This is a genomic window from Nitrosomonas sp. Is35 (assembly GCF_033063295.1).
In the GTDB taxonomy this organism is placed as follows: Bacteria; Pseudomonadota; Gammaproteobacteria; order Burkholderiales; family Nitrosomonadaceae; genus Nitrosomonas.
In genome coordinates this window covers 1,906,665-1,924,442 of the sequence record NZ_JAWJZH010000001.1, presented here as the reverse complement: position 1 = coordinate 1,924,442, position 17,778 = coordinate 1,906,665, and the positions used below count along the sequence as shown (strand labels likewise).

Genomic DNA, 17,778 nt, shown 5'->3' with positions numbered 1-17,778 from the left:
GCACATAGTCAAATGGTTCTAGGCAACACTCAATCTCCAGCGCGGCTGCTGCTAGCTTGGATAAATTCGGCGAACCCAGCAAGAAAACTTCGGAGTTGCTCACGTGCTGCCTCATCTACCATTTCACCCGATTCATTGAAGACGTGATGTGCTCGTGATATGAGCAACCGTCCACCGAACCATGGACGCATGCCTAATGCCCGTAGCACAGGGAGCCAGGCATTCTGAGACAGGACTGTGCCAAATCCGCCGGGCGATGCTCCCATCAGTGCAACTGGACGGTCACTGAAAGTTCGTGCAATACTGCTTGATGGCCGAGATAGCCAGTCAATCGCATTTTTGAGCACGCCCGGTATGGAATTATTGTATTCTGGGGTAGCCAGCAATAATCCATCCGCAGCAGCAATTTGTTCTTGCAGCGCAATAACTGTTTGAGGAATACCTTCATTGACCTCGACATCTTCATCATAGAGCGGAATGCCTTTGAGTGTCGCGATCTCCAACTTGGCTTCGTTCGGCATTAGTCCTGCGGCCATACGTAGCAGTGCAGTATTGTACGAACCGCTACGTAGACTTCCTGTAATTCCGATGATATTTATCATGATGTCTCACTGTTATGTTGATAAACCTGAAAATAGGCTATTTGCAACGGCACTGTGTAGCACAAGTGAGTTGAGAGTAGCTGATGCAGCTCGTAACACACTTAAAGTACTCACTTATTTGCCTCCTGCATCATAATTCTTTCCCCATTCATCCATCGCATACAGGATAGTTTTAAGTGAATGTCCTAACGGAGATAATGAATATTCAACGTGCGGGGGAATTTCGTTGAAATTATTCCTGATAATTAATTGGTCTGCTTCCATTTCTCGCAATTGTCGGCTGAGGGTACGGTGAGTAATTCCTGTTAAATCCCTTTGTAACTGATTAAATCGCATCGTACCGTTTAATAGGCTATGGATAATCAGAACTTTCCAACGCCCTCCAATCACCTTCAACGTCACTTCTACGGGACAGCAGGCTTCTTTCTTTGGCATTTGACATCCTTCGCGTGGCAGTATCCTTTTTGTGCGTACTTGTAATTAATCCTGACGGTATTAATCTATCACGTAAACACAAAATCTTGTTGGGGGATAATAAGCCATGCAGACATTAAAATCTGATCCATCCGTTAAGAAGCTGTTACGCATCCAACGGAATACAGATCAGCACTGGATTGGTGATGGTTTTCCTGTACGCACACTATTTTCCTATTCAGTGCTGGGCCCCATGATCAGTCCTTTTTTGCTGTTTGATTATGCTGGACCCATGGAATTCTCACCGACTGAGCAACGCCATGGTGTAGGCGAACATCCACATCGCGGTTTTGAAACGGTCACTATCGTGTATAGCGGTGAAGTGGAGCATCGAGATAGTTCTGGTGGCGGCGGCAGGATTGGTCCTGGCGATGTGCAATGGATGACCGCAGCTTCTGGCTTGGTTCACGAAGAGTTTCATGGCCGGGATTTTGCAAGGCATGGTGGTGTACTTGAGATGGTGCAGCTTTGGGTGAATTTACCCGCTAAGGATAAGATGTCGCCACCTCATTATCAAAGCATTCTGGATAACCAGATTCCCGCAGTCAATCTCCCAGAGGATCAAGGAAGAGTGCGCGTCATTGCGGGTGAATTCGATGGAACTACTGGGCCAGCGCATACCTTTACGCCGATTAATGTATGGGATTTGCGTTTGACCAGTGATCAGTCTATTAACCTTGCTGTGCCGGATGGTTACAACACATTGTTGGCAGTGCTCAAGGGATCAATTTGCATCGATGATTCGGAAATCCTCGCTACCGCGGAGGTTGGCTTGTTCGATCGGGCAGGTGATCATATCTGTATCAGCAGCAAACCCGATACCATCGCACTTTTGTTGAGTGGTGAGCCCATCGAAGAACCCATTGCAGGCAGCGGCCCATTTGTCATGAATACTGCGGAGGAAATTCGCCAGGCCAAGATAGACTACCAGAGCGGCAAGATGGGCAAAATAGCACCAATCCCTTCCACATAAGCTCACAAATCAGTCTTGTTTCTAAGTTGCAGTCCTTTTAGAAAGCGAAGAATTAGGAATAAAAATGACCTTGGAAGAAAAACTTAACGACTTAAATCGGATGATTTTAAATGGCGAGATATTGGAATCGATGGATAAGTATTACCATCCCGATTGCATCGTAGTCGAAAGAAATGATGTGGTGGCGAAAGGCTTGAAACAAGCCAAAGATCGAGAATCCGAATTATTCGAAGGTGTTGAAGTATGGCTCAAATCCGAAATTGTATCGACCGCCGTAGGAGAAAACGTCACGATGACCGAGTGGCATTATGAATACAAGCATAAAGATTTAGGCCACAAAAAGTTTGATCAAGTAGCGGTACAGCACTGGAAAGATGGCAAGATCATCAGTGACCGATTCTATGCGTTGTATTGAATAAAAATGCATAACAACAACCAATGAAAGGAGCACTACAATGAACAAGACTTTCAAATACAACCGGCTTTCTAAAGATGATGCTGTTTTGCTATTGGTGGATCATCAGGCAGGACTGATTTCGCTGGTGCAGGATTTCTCACCAAATGAGTTCAAGAATAATGTGTTAGCACTGACAGCCTGTGGCAAGTATTTCAAGTTGCCGACCATTCTGACAACCAGTTTCGAAAGCGGTCCGAATGGCCCATTAGTACCAGAAATCAAAGAAATGCATCCTACTGCACCGTATATCGCTCGTCCCGGCAATATCAATGCCTGGGATAACGAAGATTTTGTCAACGCGATCAAAAAAACCGGACGCAAGCAACTGATCATCGCCGGTGGGGTGACCGAAGTCTGCGTTGCTTTTCCAGCGTTATCTGCGATCGAAGAAGGATATGACGTATTTGTAGTCACCGATGCCTCCGGCACTTTCAATGAAGTAACTCGTGATGCCGCTTGGGCACGCATGCAAGCTGCAGGTGTGCAACTGATGAGCTGGTTTGGCGTGGCTTGCGAATTGCACCGCGATTGGCGTAATGATATCGAAGGATTGGGTGCTTTATTTTCCAGTTATCTGCCTAACTACCGCAACCTGATGACGAGCTACTTCGCCATTACCAAGAAATAAATAGTCAAGCTCCGAGAGGGATGAAACATGGGTGATAGCGCGGTAAACCTGCGCCGTCGGCGTATTTTGCAAACAGTCGGAGTGTCTTTATTGTTTTTCGAAAACTGGCGTGCTTGCTGAAACTTCGCGAGGTGCATCAATGCAGAACCACAATGCCCAATTGATACTACACAACGGTCAATTCACGACGCTGGATCGCCAGAATCCGCAAGCCACTGCCGTTGCCATTGCGGAAGGCTGTTTCATTGCTGTGGGAAACGACGACGAGGTGATGCGTTTTGCCGATGACCATGCACAAGTAATTGATCTTAACCGCCGCCGCGTCATTCCCGGTCTGATCGATTCGCATCTGCATTTCATCCGCGGTGGACTCAATTACAACATGGAATTGCGCTGGGACGGCATCCCCTCGCTGGCTGATGCCATGCGGCGCCTGAAGGAGCAGGTGGCACGCACGCCCGCACCGCAATGGGTGCGTATCGTCGGCGGCTTTACCGAAATGCAGTTCGCGGAAAAACGTTTGCCGACACTCGACGAAATCAATGCAGTCGCACCGGATACCCCGGTTTTCATTTTGCATCTCTACGATCGCGCCCTGCTGAATCGCGCAGCACTGCGCGCCTGCGGCTACGATCGTGACACACCTAATCCGCCAGGCGGTTTGATTGCCAAGGACGCCAACGGAGAACCGATAGGTCTGCTGCTGGCAGAGCCCAATGCGCTGATCCTGTACTCGGCGCTTGCCAAAGGTCCCAAGCTGCCTTACGAGTATCAGCTCAATTCCACGCGCCATTTCGTGCGGGAAATGAACCGCCTGGGTATAACCAGCGTCATTGATGCCGGTGGCGGTTTTCAGAACTACCCAGACGATTACAAGATTATTGAAGAATTGCACCAAACGGGTGAGCTGACCCTACGCATCGCCTATAACCTGTTCACACAAAAAGCTGGAGAAGAGATTGCCGACTTCACTAAGTGGACAAAGATGGGAAAACCTGGTGACGGTGATAGTTACTACCGGCATAACGGCGCAGGCGAAATGCTGGTCTTTTCTGCAGCAGATTTCGAGGATTTTCGCATGCCACGTCCGGATATGGTGCCGAATATGGAGAACGATCTGGAGGCGGTAGTGCGCATTCTTGTCAGTAATCACTGGCCATTCCGTTTGCACGCCACCTACAATGAGACCATCTCACGTGCGCTGGATGTATTCGAAAAGGTGAATCGGGATATTCCCTTTGACGGACTGCACTGGTTTTTTGATCATGCCGAAACCGTAACCGATGCCAATCTTGAACGTATCGCCAAACTTGGCGGCGGTATCGCCATACAGCACCGCATGGCTTATCAGGGTGAATTTTTCGTGCAGCGCTACGGCTGCAAAGCTGCGGAGCGCACGCCGCCTTATCGGCGTATGCTGCAAATGGGCGTCAATGTCGGCGCTGGCACTGACGCCACTCGTGTGGCCAGCTACGATCCATGGAATGCCCTTTATTGGCTGACTAGTGGTAAAACTTTGGGCGGTCTCTCGCTGTACCCGGTAGCGAACCTCGTCGATCGCGAGACTGCGTTACGTCTGTACACGCAGGCAAATACCTGGTTTTCGAACGAGGAGGGTATCAAAGGTCAGATTAAAGTCGGTCAATACGCGGACCTCGCCGTACTGTCCGCCGATTACTCTAGCGTGCCGGAAGACGAAATTCGCAATCTTGTTTCGGTACTGACGGTCGTCGGCGGACGCATTGTTTACGGTGATGACGAATTCAGCGCGCTTTCTCCACCCTTGCCACCAGCCATGCCAGATTGGTCTCCGGTGAATCACTACAGCGGCTATTTCAAGCCTGCGGCTAATGTGGCCGCATTAAATGCGTTTGCTCAGACAGCTTGCGGCTGCGGAATCAGTTGTTCCGTGCATGGACATGCTCATGGACGTGCGTATCAAGATGCTGTGAATATTGGTGATCAGCGTGGCTTCTGGGGTGCGCTCGGCTGTTCGTGCTGGGTAATATGATGCATATAAAACCTCGCTTGCTCAGTAAACCTCTATATGTGCCAACAGACGGCCAGAAAATATAAAACCAGTCTGATTACCGTTGTACTGTTTGCCATGTCATTGTCAGTGGCTGCATCCGAATATATGCCGCTACGATTCGAGGAAAACTGGGGTTCAAATTGCAACAAAATGACACCCAAATGCTGGCGTATCACCGAGGAAACTACGCTTACGCTCGGTGCTGACGCGCGCGTGCGCGCCCAAGGTTATTGGCCTCTGGATTTCGGTATCGGTAACACAATGAACAGCCATAGGGGTGACAGCTATACACTGTTTCGGGGCTTAATGCATGGCGATCTACGTGTTGGCAAGCATGCTCAGATGTTCGTGCAGTTCGGGGTCTATGATGAATCTGGACGCCGTGGGGGTGCAGAAATCACCGATCAAAGCAATCTCGACTTGCAGCAGGGTTTTCTGGCGTGGAACGGCGATAGATTTTCCCTCCGTGCGGGTAGACAGGAAGTTATTCTGGGCACCTCGCGCTTGATCGCGGTACGAGAGGGTCCCAATATTCGTCTTGCTTTCGATGGCGCACGCGCCAGTTGGAAACAGGGGCCATATCGCATTGATGCTCTCGCCTTTCGTCCGGTTTTCAATAAACCGGAAGCTTTTGATGATGTGACTAGCAAGTCGCAGGCGCTGTACGGCTTATATGCCACATTCGCACCGAAAAGTATTGCGCCGCTCAAAATCGATCTCTACTGGCTTGGTTATGAAAGAGATCAAGGTCGGTTTGCAGCAGCGCAGGGACGGGAACACAGGCATTCTTTCGGCACCCGACTGTTTGGTTCTGTAAAGAATTGGGACTGGAATCTGGAAGCGGTATTCCAGATCGGCCATATCGGCAATCAAACTATCCGTGCCTGGACAGTTGCTTCTGATACAGGTTTTACCTTTACTGCGCTGCCGTGGTCACCTCGGCCCGGCTTGAAAGCGGACATTGCCAGCGGTGATAAAAAACCTGATGACGGGCAACTCGGTACCTTTAACGCACTCTATCCCAACCCCACCTATTTCAGCGAGGCGGCACTGCTGGCACCGGGTAATATCATGGATTTGCAACCGTCTGTGACGATTAAGCCTGTTCCTACGTTAACACTCATTTTAGGTTGGAATTTCCTCTGGAAACATTACAAAGAAGATGCTGTTTACACGCCGCCTGCACCCTTGGTAGCGATACTTGAAACCATTGGAACCGGGCGCTACATTGGTGATCAAATCAAGCTGGAAGGTAGTTATCGCCCTCATCCGCAGTGGGAAATACGCGCCGCTGCAGTCCATTTTAACACTGGGGAAGCCTTGACGCAGGCCGGTGGCAGAAACGTGGATTTTTTCATGACAAGCCTGGCATTCCGCTGGTGAGTCCAACCTGCCACGACTACATATTGCACACCTCGCAAATGATTACCAGGCGCAGCATATTAAATAGTATAGGCCTCGGCAGGAAATCCATAATAATCTATGATTATTCCGGGGTAGCTATTACAGGTTATCGTTGCCTGTTCCTCTTCCCAGTGGGCACTGATGACTAAAATTGCGGAGGGCTCGCTCAACTAACTTGCGATTTTCTGCAGAAAAGCAACCACCTTTTTATGCCCTATATCACCAAGAATCGGTAATGGCCCGCCACTATGCGATAAAAACAGAACGGGCGAAAGGGCTTGTGATACTTGGCTCATCATTAAAAATCTCTGCTGGTGGAAAGTACGAGTATTATTTTTCTCTTTTTCAGAATCTCCTATCAGGGAGCTAGTTTGTTGGCCACTTTCGCAACATGAGAACCTTGAAAATGCGCAATTTTTGTTTCATTATTAGACGGAAGTCGTTTGCCATCGCCACCGGCCAGCGTGCTTGCCCCAAACGGTGAACCGCCGGTGATTTCATTCATGTTCATGATCTTCTGGCAGGGACAGGGAACACACCCACGATGATCATGCCGTGATGGAGTAGGGCGGTGTGAAACGAGGTTATCGTGGTTTCCTGACCGCCGTGCTGAGTGCCGGTAGACGTAAATACACTACCCACTTTGCCGATCAGACCGCCGCTTAGCCATAATCGGCCTGTTTGATCAAGAAAATTACGCATTTGCGTGTACATATTGCCGAAACATGTAGGCGTACCGAAAATAATGGCATCATAGTTAGTCAGCTCATCAACGATTGCAATGGGCGCTGGTTGATTCAGCTTGGCATCAACCCTTCGCGCCACTTCTTCCGACATGAGGTCGGGGGACACGTTTAACGGCAACCTCGGTATTCTCGATGTTCCGTGCACCTTCAGCCACCGCGTTGGCCATAATTTCGATATGACCATACACTTTGCCAAAATTGGATAGTACTCTTTTGTATATATAGATTATAAAATTAAAAATTTAGAAATGTGGTTCTTAAACTTTCAATGCTTACTCCAACTTGGTTGCGCGTAGCCGCAATGCATTGACGATCACGCTGACCGAAGATAGTGACATCGCTGCCGCAGCAAAAACCGGTGACAGCAAAATGCCGAAGAATGGATACAGTACTCCGGCCGCGATCGGTATGCCCGCTGTATTGTAGATAAAGGCGAAGAACAAATTCTGGCGGATGTTACGCATGGTTGCTTCGGACAGGCGCCGTGCCCGGACGATACCCAGCAGATCGCCGCGCAGCAAGGTTACTCCGGCGCTTTCAATGGCAACATCGGTGCCCGTGCCCATGGCAATGCCAACATCGGCGGTGGCCAAAGCCGGAGCATCGTTGACACCATCCCCCGCCATGGCGACCACTCGCCCTTGTTCGCGCAATCGCATGACGATTGCCGCTTTCTGATCGGGTAACACTTCCGCTTCCACTTCGTCGATACCCAATTGCCGGGCGACCGCTTCAGCCGTAGCGCGGTTGTCCCCGGTCAGCATGACGATGCGGATGCCATCGGCGTGTAAAGCTTCGATAGCGGCGGGTGTCGATTCCTTCACCGGGTCGGCGATAGCGACGATGCCTGCAACCACCCCATCGATCGCTACGAATATCACGGTCGCCCCATGTTGGCGCAGTTCATCTGCTTGCGCTTCCAACACCCGGGTGTCGATATTCAATTCTGCAAGAAACTTGGTATTACCCAGGACAATCCAGTGACCATCGACGTTGCCAAGCACGCCTTTGCCAACCGGTGAATCGAAGCTGGTTGCCTTGACCAGCACAATTGAGCTTTCCTTCGCTGCGGCAACGATAGCGGCAGCCAAAGGATGCTCGCTTCCCTGTTCCAAGCTGGCCGCAAGGCGCAGCAGCTCGTTTTTGCCGATATTTTCTGCAGTGTGAATTGCCGTGACCTTGGGTTTACCTTCAGTCAGCGTGCCGGTCTTGTCAATCACGATCGTGTCGATCTTTTCCATACGTTCCAATGCTTCAGCGTTCTTGATAAGAACACCTGCGGTCGCGCCTCGTCCGACACCTACCATGATCGACATCGGGGTCGCCAGACCCAGTGCGCATGGACAAGCGATGATCAGCACGCTGACGGCTGCGATCAGCGCATGTCCCATGGCTGGTGGCGGACCCCAGATCGACCAGGCGGTAAAGGCCAGGATGGCAGTCACAATGACTGCCGGGACAAACCAGCTGGCAACGATGTCCGCCAAGCGTTGAATCGGTGCGCGGGAGCGCTGTGCTTCTGATACCATGTGGACGATTTGTGCCAGCATGGTGTCGCGCCCAACTTTTTCCGCGCGCATCACAAAACTCCCTTGCCCATTGATGGTGCCGCCGATCACCTGATCTCCGGATTGCTTACGAACTGGCATGGATTCGCCTGTCACCATTGATTCATCGATATTCGAAAAGCCTTCGATCACTTTGCCATCGACAGGTATGCGGTCGCCGGGGCGAACTCTTAGCCGGTCACCTGCTACTACCTGATCCAGGTTGATTTCCACTTCAACATCGCCGTCGTCAAGACGGCGGGCTGTGGTTGGTGACAGGTTGAGCAAGGCTTTAATCGCACCGGACGTGCGTTCGCGCGCGCGCAATTCCAGCACTTGACCCAATAACACCAACACGGTGATGACTGCCGCCGCTTCGAAATACACTGCGACCGATCCATCACCGCTGCGGAAGGTATCAGGGAAGAGGCCGGGCGAAACGGTTGCGACGATGCTATAGACCCATGCCACACCGGTGCCCATCGCAATGAGCGTGAACATATTGAGCGCGCGGTTTGTTATCGATTGCCAGCCGCGTACAAAAAACGGCCATCCTGACCACCACACGACTGGAGTTGCCAGCAGCAGTTGCAGCCAATTTGAAGTTTGGGGAGATAGTAAATGCGCCAGCCCGATCAGATGACCGCCCATTTCCAGGATAAAAACGGGTGCGGTCAATATGAGGCCAATCCAGAAACGGCGACTCATGTCTGTGAGTTCCGTACTCGGTCCGGTACTGAGTGATACTTCCGCCGGTTCTAATGCCATGCCGCAAATCGGACAGCTTCCCGGCCCGGTTTGCCGGACTTCCGGGTGCATGGGGCAGGTATAAATAGCTTCAGGTTCATTATGATCATGCGTCATATCTTGTACTCCTTTTGGAACGCGAGAACACTGATACCATCTTACAAACTTTTGCTGCTGATTATATTTTTATGTTTGAGCAATTTCTCCCTTCAATCAAAAGTAAAATGAATTAAACAGGTTGTCAAATTAAAGGCCGATGTTATTGAATACTTTACTGTGAGATATCACTTAAAACTGCATTACAGTATGAAATTGAAATAGCTCTACAATTTCTTTCATAAGCAGTTGATAGAAATATCATTGCCATTTTGAGCGCATAAAATAACCTATTAAAATATAACTGTATTGCAATTGCATGTGCAGATTTATTTATTTGTAACTTCTGCATTGCATAAAGTAAGCAATTTTATTCAAGCTAGCTTCCTCGCAATACCAAATCGTTCCAAAAGTAACTGTTAGCACCTCAGTAATACCTCAAATAGATCCCATTTAATCGCAGCAATCAGAACAGGCGCATTTTTGCGCTTGTCTGCTTTTGCTCGCCCTGAAAAAGGAGAAAAGAAATGTGTAATCCCAAATCTGTTGGGGAGCAGCGTTCTATTGCGCTGTTTCCACTAGGCCGGATCGTTGCAACCCCCGGTGCGCTCGAAGCACTGGATCGGTATGCCATCAATGCGATGGATTTGATCAAGCGTCATCAATCCGGTGACTGGGGCAATGTGCCGCCCGGCGATGCTGAAGAAAACTTACGTTCGATCGAGAATGGCTGGCGCATCTTATCAAGCTATGCGCTCAGTGAAAATCAGAATCTATGGATCATCACCGAAGCAGATCGCAGCGTCACCACTTTGTTATTACCCGAGGAATATTGAATCAATTTCCTTATTAGCTATTAGTCGACTTACAACAAGCTCTTTTCGGGTGTTATGGGAGCAAAATAAATGAAAACACCCAACCACTTGCCTGCCAGTAAATCCAATGCTGGTGGGCTTTTTATTATTTTTCAACTAGCGATAACTGATCATTATGACGACCGTGATGATTGGGTTATCAATTACTTAGGAGTTATTTATGAAATTGATTGAGAAACTGGATTCGCCATTGACCGATGCCGTAGTCGAATTAACCGGCAAAGATGGCAATGCTTTCTTTATTCTGGGGCAAGTACGGCGCGGTATCCTGAATAGCAATCGCCCGGAATTGGCTGAAGAATTCATGCGTGAAGCCACAGCCAGCGATTACGAGCATTTATTGAGCGTATGTATGCGCTACGTCGATGTCCGGTAGGAGTGTGCGATGAAAAACAAACTAACGCTCTCAAGCAATCATACCCGCAAGAAAGTCCGAGAATATCTGGCTGCCACCCAGGCCAAGAATACGCAACTGGCGTATCAGAACGATATCGCTCATTTCCTGAGAAGCGGCGGCGAGATTCCGGCAACACCGCGTTGCGTCGCATCCTATTTGGCTGTTCATGCCAATACGTTGTCTCTGGCTACGTTAAACCGGCGTGTGGTGGCTATCAACCATGCCCATAAAGATAAAGGACTGAAATCACCGACTCGTTCAGCACTGGTGACTGATACTTTGCGCGGTATCCGGCGCATCAATGGCAGTAAACAGCGCCAAGTCATGCCCTTACTTAAATCTGATCTGATGAAGATTACGAGAAAACTCACCGGGTTGATCGGTATCCGTGACAAAGCCTTATTACTGATCGGATTTGCCGGTGCATTCCGCCGTTCTGAATTGGTGGCGTTAAAAGTGGAAGATGTGCGATTTGTGACGGAAGGCGTACTGATTCATGTCCTACGCAGTAAAACGGATCAAAACGGTGTCGGCCGAAAGGTTGCCATCCCCTATATTAAAGGCTGTCATTGCCCGGTACGTGCATTAAAAATGTGGCTGGAAAAATCGAACATCAAAACCGGTGCATTGTTTCGCCGCATGAACCGCTTCGATCAAGTCACTGACTATGGATTATGTGCAGCCTCGGTGGCACTGATCATAAAACAGCGCGTAGCTGAGGCCGGTTTGAATCCGGAGCAGTATTCAGGCCATAGTCTTCGGGCGGGATTGGTTACCAGTGCAGCACAAGCCGGGGTCAGTTCCTGGAAAATCCGTCAGCAAACTGCGCATAAATCGGATGTGATGTTGCAGCGCTATATCCGGGATGGTCAGTTGTTTGTGAATAATGCGGTTAGCCAAATTTGGTAACTACTATGTCTGATGAGGAAAGTATTATGCCCATCCGGCAAGGCAGTATTGATCAACTATGCGGGGTATATTCCGTGATGAATGCGACGGAAGCGGTTATTGGTAAATTCCATTATGATCGAAAGCTTAAACATAAAGCCAGTCAACGCAAAACTCTATTCCATGACTTGATCAATCATTTGGACAAACAGGGCATGCTGAGAGCCGTGCTGACTTCGGGCATCGAGCATATAGACGAAAACGGTTTGATAGATATCGCTGTCAAGTCTGTCAAAAAATACCAGAAACGCAAACTGCGCAAACAAATCGCGTTTGATACCGATGACGTAACACTGGATCAATATTGGGAAAAGCTGACCCAGCATTTAAGCCAACCGGACTCGGCGGCCATTATCTGCTTGAGCGGCCGTATCAAACACTGGACTTGTATCAGAAGGATTACGCCCAATGTCCTGATTTTGTCGGACTCATTGGGCATTCGGCAGATTGCCAGGGATCGCTGTACCATTGAAACGGAAAATCGTGAGCTGTATACGCTATGGCCGACTTTGACTTATTTGTTGTCGTTTGTATAGAAATATAACCGAAACATAGGCATTCTTGAGGAATTTTTCTGTGAAAAATTATCGAATCATTCATAGCTGAGATCAGCCAGTATAGTCTCTGCAATCCGACTGGCACCATCGCCATCAGCCATAAGTTTCTGTTTTGCTTCCTTGAGAGCCTTTTTAGTATTGGGATTGAAAGCCCAATGCCAAGCTGCTTCGATGGTCTCGAGATTTGTGGGATCAATCTTTCGTCCAAAACCGATCTTTTGGAGCCTGGCTGCATTGTCCGCCTGATCGTGCGCCATCGGTACTAGCAACTGTGGTAGCTCAGCACGCATAGCTTCAGCGATCGTTCCAATGCCCGCATGATGAATGATCAGATGAACTCGACTCAGTAGCGCTTCGAATGGTGCAAAGGGAATTCGATACACAAAATTATCGTCTCGACCCGGATGTGAAGCCGGTTCTATCACCACAACACGTGCGCCACGGCTAACTGAAAAATCGACCATGCAATCCACCCAGATTGGTCTTTCTGCCACTGCGGTGCCAGCAGTAATCACAACCACAGGCTTGTTTCCTTTGCGTAAGAATGTTTCCAATTTAGTCGGTAACAGGCGATCGCGATTAATCCCGCCTGGAAAACTGGCCGATATGCCGTTGGCTGGCCAATCTTCGGCTGGTGCAGCAAACCATTCCGGGAAAGCATAAATGACACGTCGAAGCGAGTGTAGCCATTGGGAGAATAAATTTTTCTTTGGTGGTAGACCGAGTTCCAAGCGAAATGAATTGACATGAGTGCCTATCATGGGATCAGTTACCAATCGCTCTACAGTTCTGATCATGAAGCGTTTCAAGAACAACGGCCAAGTGGGTGGTATTGAGAATGCAGGCCATTTCGACGGTCGGTGTGCCGAGAATATTACTGATGGTGACAGATGGATTGTCGTATTGCGGTAACCATCAAGCTCCTCTGCCAAGCGTGCCGCGACCGCAAATGATGAACTTACAAGAATAGTATCGGAAGTGCTCCATCCTTGACGCAAAACCTGGAATCCTGAGCGCATGGCTGCGCCGTAATAGCGCCATGCAGCCGTGGATCCCTTTAATGGATGCCAAATATCTTCTCCATCAAATACTTCTGAAAATATTTCATCTGCACCAATTGATTGGAATGCCACTGCCGAGTTTTCCGTAAAATGTTTGTAACGTGCCGGAGCAAGCAGTGTGGTCTCGAAGCCATGATCTGCAAGCTTAGCCGCTACCGATGCCATCGGAGCAACATCACCTCCCGAACCTACTGCCATTACAACAACTCGTTTTATCTTACTCACACTGCGACCTCCACCTCAAAATACCCTGTACGGTTCAAAGTAGATTAATGGTCGATCAACAGTAAATATTGAACGAAAACGACATTATCCGGATTCAGTAAGCTAAACCATAACTTTCGCCGGTTTGAATGCCCAATAACCGGGCGTCTCTTTATTCATTCCGTCTTTGGTCTGACGGGGTGTCAATCCGGTTGCGCGGCGATAGTCACGGGTCATGTGAGACTGATCGGCATAACCCGCATCGGCAGCCACATTGGCCAATGATTCTTTGTCATTCGCCAATTTAACAAGCGATGCTTCAAAACGTTTGACGCGTAGCCATTCTTTTGGGCTTAGTCCGAAATTTCGCGCAAACCGGCGTTCAAATTGACGCACACTAATGCCATGCCGAGATGCTGTCTCTGCAATACTCTGTGTTTCAAGCAGCACATTGGCCATGATGCTCGCTTCGTGACCTGAATCTGATTGCGGAACCGAAAGGATTTTTAATGCTGACTCCAGTAGGCTTGGCTGAGATGTAGCGGATTGAAGTGCGGCAACTACAGCGGGATCAGTGAGGCGGGGTACGTATGCGGCATCGATAATTGCATTCACCATATTCCCCGCATCAAGGTCAAACCAGCTTTGCAGCAACCAGGGTTGAAAAACTATGCTCAAAGAATTCAGTGGAGCGAAAGCAAAAGTTCTTACGGGAGCAGTGAAGGGGCCGGTCAGAAATATCCGAGGAAGCGATTCTCCCGAAATTCCGCAAATTTTCACATCACCGTCCGTTATGACATTCAAACAGGCATAGACATTTGCTGGCACAGTTCCAGGCACGACTGCTGCATTGCAAGCCTCGATATGACGCCAAATTGAACAAACGATAGCGGATTCAAATCCAGTTGGCGCACCGCTGACCGTTACACCTTCTTCAGGCTCGGAGAGCATTGAATTGGATGAATATAACTCAGATGATAATCTTTCCATTCATTTATGAACAAAATTCGCAGAACAATTAATTGTAGATTTCGTAACCAGTGTTTATCAGCATTAGACCGTATTCAGCCATTGGATATGCATTAACATTAGGCAAATTACACCCAATGCGTTGTGATTCTATCGGAATCATCGGGTATCCGGCAGATCGCTGCATCATAGAAAAGGAAAGCGGGATATGTATACCTTGTGGCCGTCTCGGACTTATTTGTTGTCGTGGGATGAAAAGGATTAGTATGTTTCTTAAACGGAAAACCTTTCAGCGAGATTCTCATGAGAATTCACCAGCTATCTCCGGTTGATGCCATTGCAAGCCTGAAAAGTACTCTATCCGGCCTAAGCTATGCAGAAGCCGAACGCAGATTACAAGAATATGGCTCCAATGAGGTAGAAAAAGTAATTCGCAAACCTCTATGGCTGCGCCTGATCAAAGAATTTGCAACTTTCTTCTCATTGATTCTGTGGATTGCAGCAGGATTGGCTTTTTTTGCAGAATGGAGTGATCCCGGTCAAGACATGGCGAAAGTAGGTTACGCCATTGTAATCGTAATTCTGGTCAGCGGGATATTCTCATTCTGGCAAGAATATCGCATCGAAAAAACGCTTGTGGCATTGCGCAAATTATTGCCTCAACAAGCGCAAGTAGTGCGTGAAGGCGAGGTTACGCAAGTGTCAGCGGAACAACTGGTGCCGGGGGATATTATTTACCTGGAACAAGGCGATAAAATTCCCGCGGATTGTCGGCTAATTGAAACATTTGGTGCAAGGGTCAATAACGCAGCCATCACGGGTGAATCTCTACCCAAAATGCGTGAGGCTGATCCATCAGAAGTGAATAACTTGATTGACAGCAAGAATATTGTACTTGCTGGCACCTCAATGGTATCCGGGCAAGCTAAAGCTATTGTTTTTGCTACTGGGATACATACTGAATTCGGCAAAATTGCGCGTCTTACCCAAACGGCTGGGGAAGAGATTTCGCCGCTACGCAAAGAAATCGCATACTTAAGTCGCTTGACCGCAGCTCTAGCGGTGCTAATCGGCCTTCTATTCTTCCTAATCGGCTGGATAATAGGCATCCCATTCTGGAAAGCATTTATTTTTACAATCGGCATCATTGTCGCCATGGTACCGGAAGGATTGCTCCCTACGTTGACTTTGGCGCTCGTTCTGGCCACCCAGCGAATGGCAAAACGCAACGTGCTCATACGCTATCTACCCTCAGTCGAGACACTTGGCTCCACAACAGTAATTTGCACCGACAAGACCGGGACACTGACACAAGGCAACATGCTGGTTCGACAAATCTATTTAAGTAAGACCATCATTTCGCTTGCTGGAATAAAAGAAAAAACCGATTTCTTAAATCTCAACAAGCTTTTCTTTCTAACAGCCTGGATGTGTCACGATCTGAAGGAAATAGGAAATCACGGGAAATCTCCTATTCTGGGAGACCCCATGGAAGTTGCGCTGGTAGAAATGGTGCTGAATCTTAGTCCTACCCTTCCTGTTTATCCGCGATTGGATGAAATACCATTCGACGCTGAGCGCATGCGGTTATCCACCATCAACCAAGCATCTGAAGGTAATTCTCTATATTGCAAGGGTGCGCCCGAATCGGTTATCCCGCTTTGTCAGCACATTGTCATTAACGGAAAGATTCAACCCCTTGATGTTGAAACAAGGGCAAACATAATTCAAGCTCAGGATGCAATGGTGCATCAAGGCTTGCGCGTTCTAGCATTTGCCTGCAAAACACTACCTATAGATTATGATCGGGAGAAATTGGAGGAAGATTTGGTTTTTGTTGGTCTGGCAGGGCTGGAAGATCCCCCCAGGCCAGAAGTGCCAGAAGCGCTTCGCAAATGCCAAGAAGCTGGAATCAAAGTGATCATGGTTACCGGCGATCATCCCGGAACAGCCGCGGCAATCGCACGAGAAATTGGGCTGTGTAAATCCGATAATCCAACCATTATTACTGGTGAACAGCTCAGAGGGTTCTCGGATATCCGGCTTCAGCTTGCCTTGGATGCTCAAGAAATCATCTTCGCACGGGTCGTCGCCAATCAAAAGATGCGCATTGTTGAAGCATTAAAGAAGAAAAAACATATTGTGGCTGTCACCGGAGATGGCATCAATGATGCACCAGCATTAAAAGCCGCGCATATCGGTATTGCTATGGGTATTGCCGGTACGGATGTAGCCAAGGAATCGGCTGACATGGTGCTGCTTGATGATAATTTCGCGAGCATCGTGAATGCAATTGAAGAAGGGCGCGCTGTATTCGAAAATATCCGCAAATTTCTCACTTATGTCCTTGTCCACAATGTTGCCGAACTGATACCTTATCTTGGTTTTCTGCTTTTCAAGATTCCCTTGGCATTGACACCAATTCAAGCGCTGTTGATTGATATGGGATCTGACACATTTACCGCCCTCGGCCTAGGTGCCGAGCGACCCAATCCACAGATCATGCGTCGGCCTCCTCGCCCGCAGAGCGAAAGGCTGATGAATTGGCCCTTGGTATTCCGCGCTTATATCTTTTTAGGATTGATTGAGGCAACTGCCGCCATGGCGGTCTTTTTCTTTGTACTTAACAGCGCTGGATGGGAGTATGGACAGAACTTGGCTGCCCAGGATCTCCTGTATATGCAAGCTACTACCGCTTGCTTGAGCACCATCATCGTAATGCAAATCGTGAATGTGTTTCTGTGCAGAAGCGATGCTCGATCAGTCTTTTCAACCGGATTTCTGGGTAATAAGCTGATTATTATTGGTGTGATATCAGAAATTGTAATTCTCTTGTTGATCAACTATACGCCTTGGGGAAATTCTCTCCTCGGAACGGCGCCGTTTGAAAATGAGGTTTGGGGTCTCATCATTGTATGCGCATTAGTAATGTTCATTCTGGAGGAGCTGCGCAAATGGATTGCACGCAAGAAATCCCTTAATTCTTCTTATCGGGATGGCGTCTGAATAGCCCAAAATCAGCAAGGTAATATGACTGAATCTATTGAAGGCGCACATATCG

The 17,778-nt window shown here is 48.5% G+C and carries 18 protein-coding genes; 11 read left to right on the top strand and 7 right to left on the bottom strand.

Features of this window, described 5'->3' with window-relative positions; genetic code table 11:
• Nucleotides 1–29: 29 nt before the first annotated feature.
• Together R2083_RS09050 and R2083_RS09045 are read right to left on the bottom strand one after the other, a co-directional pair.
• Complete coding sequence (locus R2083_RS09050; RefSeq protein WP_317538256.1) at nucleotides 30–602, bottom strand: NADPH-dependent FMN reductase; 573 nt, start codon at nucleotides 600–602, stop codon at nucleotides 30–32.
• A 114-nt stretch (nucleotides 603–716) separates the two neighbouring features.
• Nucleotides 717–1,037, bottom strand: a complete 321-nt coding sequence (locus R2083_RS09045) for a winged helix-turn-helix transcriptional regulator (protein WP_292923525.1) — start codon at nucleotides 1,035–1,037, stop codon at nucleotides 717–719.
• Nucleotides 1,038–1,143: 106 nt separating this feature from the next.
• Between R2083_RS09045 and R2083_RS09040 the strand changes: the two genes are divergently transcribed.
• The 5 genes from R2083_RS09040 (at nucleotide 1,144) to R2083_RS09020 (ending at nucleotide 6,549) form a co-directional block, all read left to right on the top strand.
• Nucleotides 1,144–2,049: a pirin family protein gene (locus R2083_RS09040; protein ID WP_292923526.1), complete on the top strand. Its 906-nt coding sequence runs from the start codon at nucleotides 1,144–1,146 to the stop codon at nucleotides 2,047–2,049.
• Between the two features lie 64 nt (nucleotides 2,050–2,113).
• Nucleotides 2,114–2,464, top strand: a complete 351-nt coding sequence (locus R2083_RS09035; protein ID WP_121167146.1) for a SnoaL-like domain-containing protein — start codon at nucleotides 2,114–2,116, stop codon at nucleotides 2,462–2,464.
• Nucleotides 2,465–2,504: 40 nt separating this feature from the next.
• On the top strand, nucleotides 2,505–3,134 hold the full coding sequence (ycaC, locus tag R2083_RS09030) for an isochorismate family cysteine hydrolase YcaC (protein ID WP_317538255.1): 630 nt from the start codon (nucleotides 2,505–2,507) through the stop codon (nucleotides 3,132–3,134).
• A 139-nt stretch (nucleotides 3,135–3,273) separates the two neighbouring features.
• Nucleotides 3,274–5,145: an amidohydrolase gene (locus R2083_RS09025; protein ID WP_317538254.1), complete on the top strand. Its 1,872-nt coding sequence runs from the start codon at nucleotides 3,274–3,276 to the stop codon at nucleotides 5,143–5,145.
• A 36-nt stretch (nucleotides 5,146–5,181) separates the two neighbouring features.
• Nucleotides 5,182–6,549 (top strand): alginate export family protein, encoded by a 1,368-nt coding sequence (locus R2083_RS09020; protein ID WP_317538253.1) that lies wholly within the window; start codon nucleotides 5,182–5,184, stop codon nucleotides 6,547–6,549.
• A 379-nt stretch (nucleotides 6,550–6,928) separates the two neighbouring features.
• On the opposite strand, the gene R2083_RS09015 is transcribed toward R2083_RS09020, so the two are convergent.
• From R2083_RS09015 to R2083_RS09005, 3 genes are all read right to left on the bottom strand, one after another.
• Nucleotides 6,929–7,075 (bottom strand): hypothetical protein, encoded by a 147-nt coding sequence (locus R2083_RS09015; RefSeq protein ID WP_317538252.1) that lies wholly within the window; start codon nucleotides 7,073–7,075, stop codon nucleotides 6,929–6,931.
• A gap of 2 nt (nucleotides 7,076–7,077) precedes the next feature.
• Complete coding sequence (wrbA, locus tag R2083_RS09010) at nucleotides 7,078–7,422, bottom strand: NAD(P)H:quinone oxidoreductase (RefSeq protein WP_317538251.1); 345 nt, start codon at nucleotides 7,420–7,422, stop codon at nucleotides 7,078–7,080.
• Nucleotides 7,423–7,588: 166 nt separating this feature from the next.
• Complete coding sequence (locus R2083_RS09005) at nucleotides 7,589–9,727, bottom strand: copper-translocating P-type ATPase (RefSeq protein ID WP_317538250.1); 2,139 nt, start codon at nucleotides 9,725–9,727, stop codon at nucleotides 7,589–7,591.
• A gap of 506 nt (nucleotides 9,728–10,233) precedes the next feature.
• Between R2083_RS09005 and R2083_RS09000 the strand changes: the two genes are divergently transcribed.
• The 5 genes from R2083_RS09000 to R2083_RS08980 all read left to right on the top strand — a co-directional run bounded on the left by R2083_RS09000 (nucleotide 10,234) and on the right by R2083_RS08980 (nucleotide 12,462).
• Entirely contained in the window at nucleotides 10,234–10,542 is a 309-nt protein-coding gene (locus R2083_RS09000; protein ID WP_317538249.1) for a type I restriction endonuclease subunit M, read from the top strand.
• A gap of 69 nt (nucleotides 10,543–10,611) precedes the next feature.
• Nucleotides 10,612–10,755: a hypothetical protein gene (locus R2083_RS08995; protein ID WP_317538248.1), complete on the top strand. Its 144-nt coding sequence runs from the start codon at nucleotides 10,612–10,614 to the stop codon at nucleotides 10,753–10,755.
• Entirely contained in the window at nucleotides 10,742–10,957 is a 216-nt protein-coding gene (locus R2083_RS08990; protein WP_317538247.1) for a hypothetical protein, read from the top strand. The genes R2083_RS08995 and R2083_RS08990 overlap by 14 nt, the downstream gene beginning before the upstream one ends.
• Before the next feature lie 9 nt (nucleotides 10,958–10,966).
• Nucleotides 10,967–11,887, top strand: a complete 921-nt coding sequence (locus tag R2083_RS08985; protein WP_317538246.1) for a site-specific integrase — start codon at nucleotides 10,967–10,969, stop codon at nucleotides 11,885–11,887.
• 5 nt (nucleotides 11,888–11,892) lie between these two features.
• Complete coding sequence (locus tag R2083_RS08980; RefSeq protein ID WP_317538245.1) at nucleotides 11,893–12,462, top strand: hypothetical protein; 570 nt, start codon at nucleotides 11,893–11,895, stop codon at nucleotides 12,460–12,462.
• Between the two features lie 56 nt (nucleotides 12,463–12,518).
• Here the strand turns inward: R2083_RS08980 and R2083_RS08975 are convergent, their stop codons facing one another.
• Both R2083_RS08975 and R2083_RS08970 read right to left on the bottom strand, forming a co-directional pair.
• Nucleotides 12,519–13,742, bottom strand: a complete 1,224-nt coding sequence (locus R2083_RS08975; RefSeq protein WP_317538244.1) for a glycosyltransferase — start codon at nucleotides 13,740–13,742, stop codon at nucleotides 12,519–12,521.
• Between the two features lie 129 nt (nucleotides 13,743–13,871).
• A complete protein-coding gene (locus tag R2083_RS08970) occupies nucleotides 13,872–14,699 on the bottom strand; it encodes an AraC family transcriptional regulator (RefSeq protein WP_317538243.1) in 828 nt (275 codons plus the stop codon).
• Between the two features lie 321 nt (nucleotides 14,700–15,020).
• Between R2083_RS08970 and R2083_RS08965 the strand changes: the two genes are divergently transcribed.
• Nucleotides 15,021–17,723, top strand: a complete 2,703-nt coding sequence (locus tag R2083_RS08965; protein ID WP_317538242.1) for a cation-transporting P-type ATPase — start codon at nucleotides 15,021–15,023, stop codon at nucleotides 17,721–17,723.
• Nucleotides 17,724–17,778 lie beyond the last annotated feature (55 nt).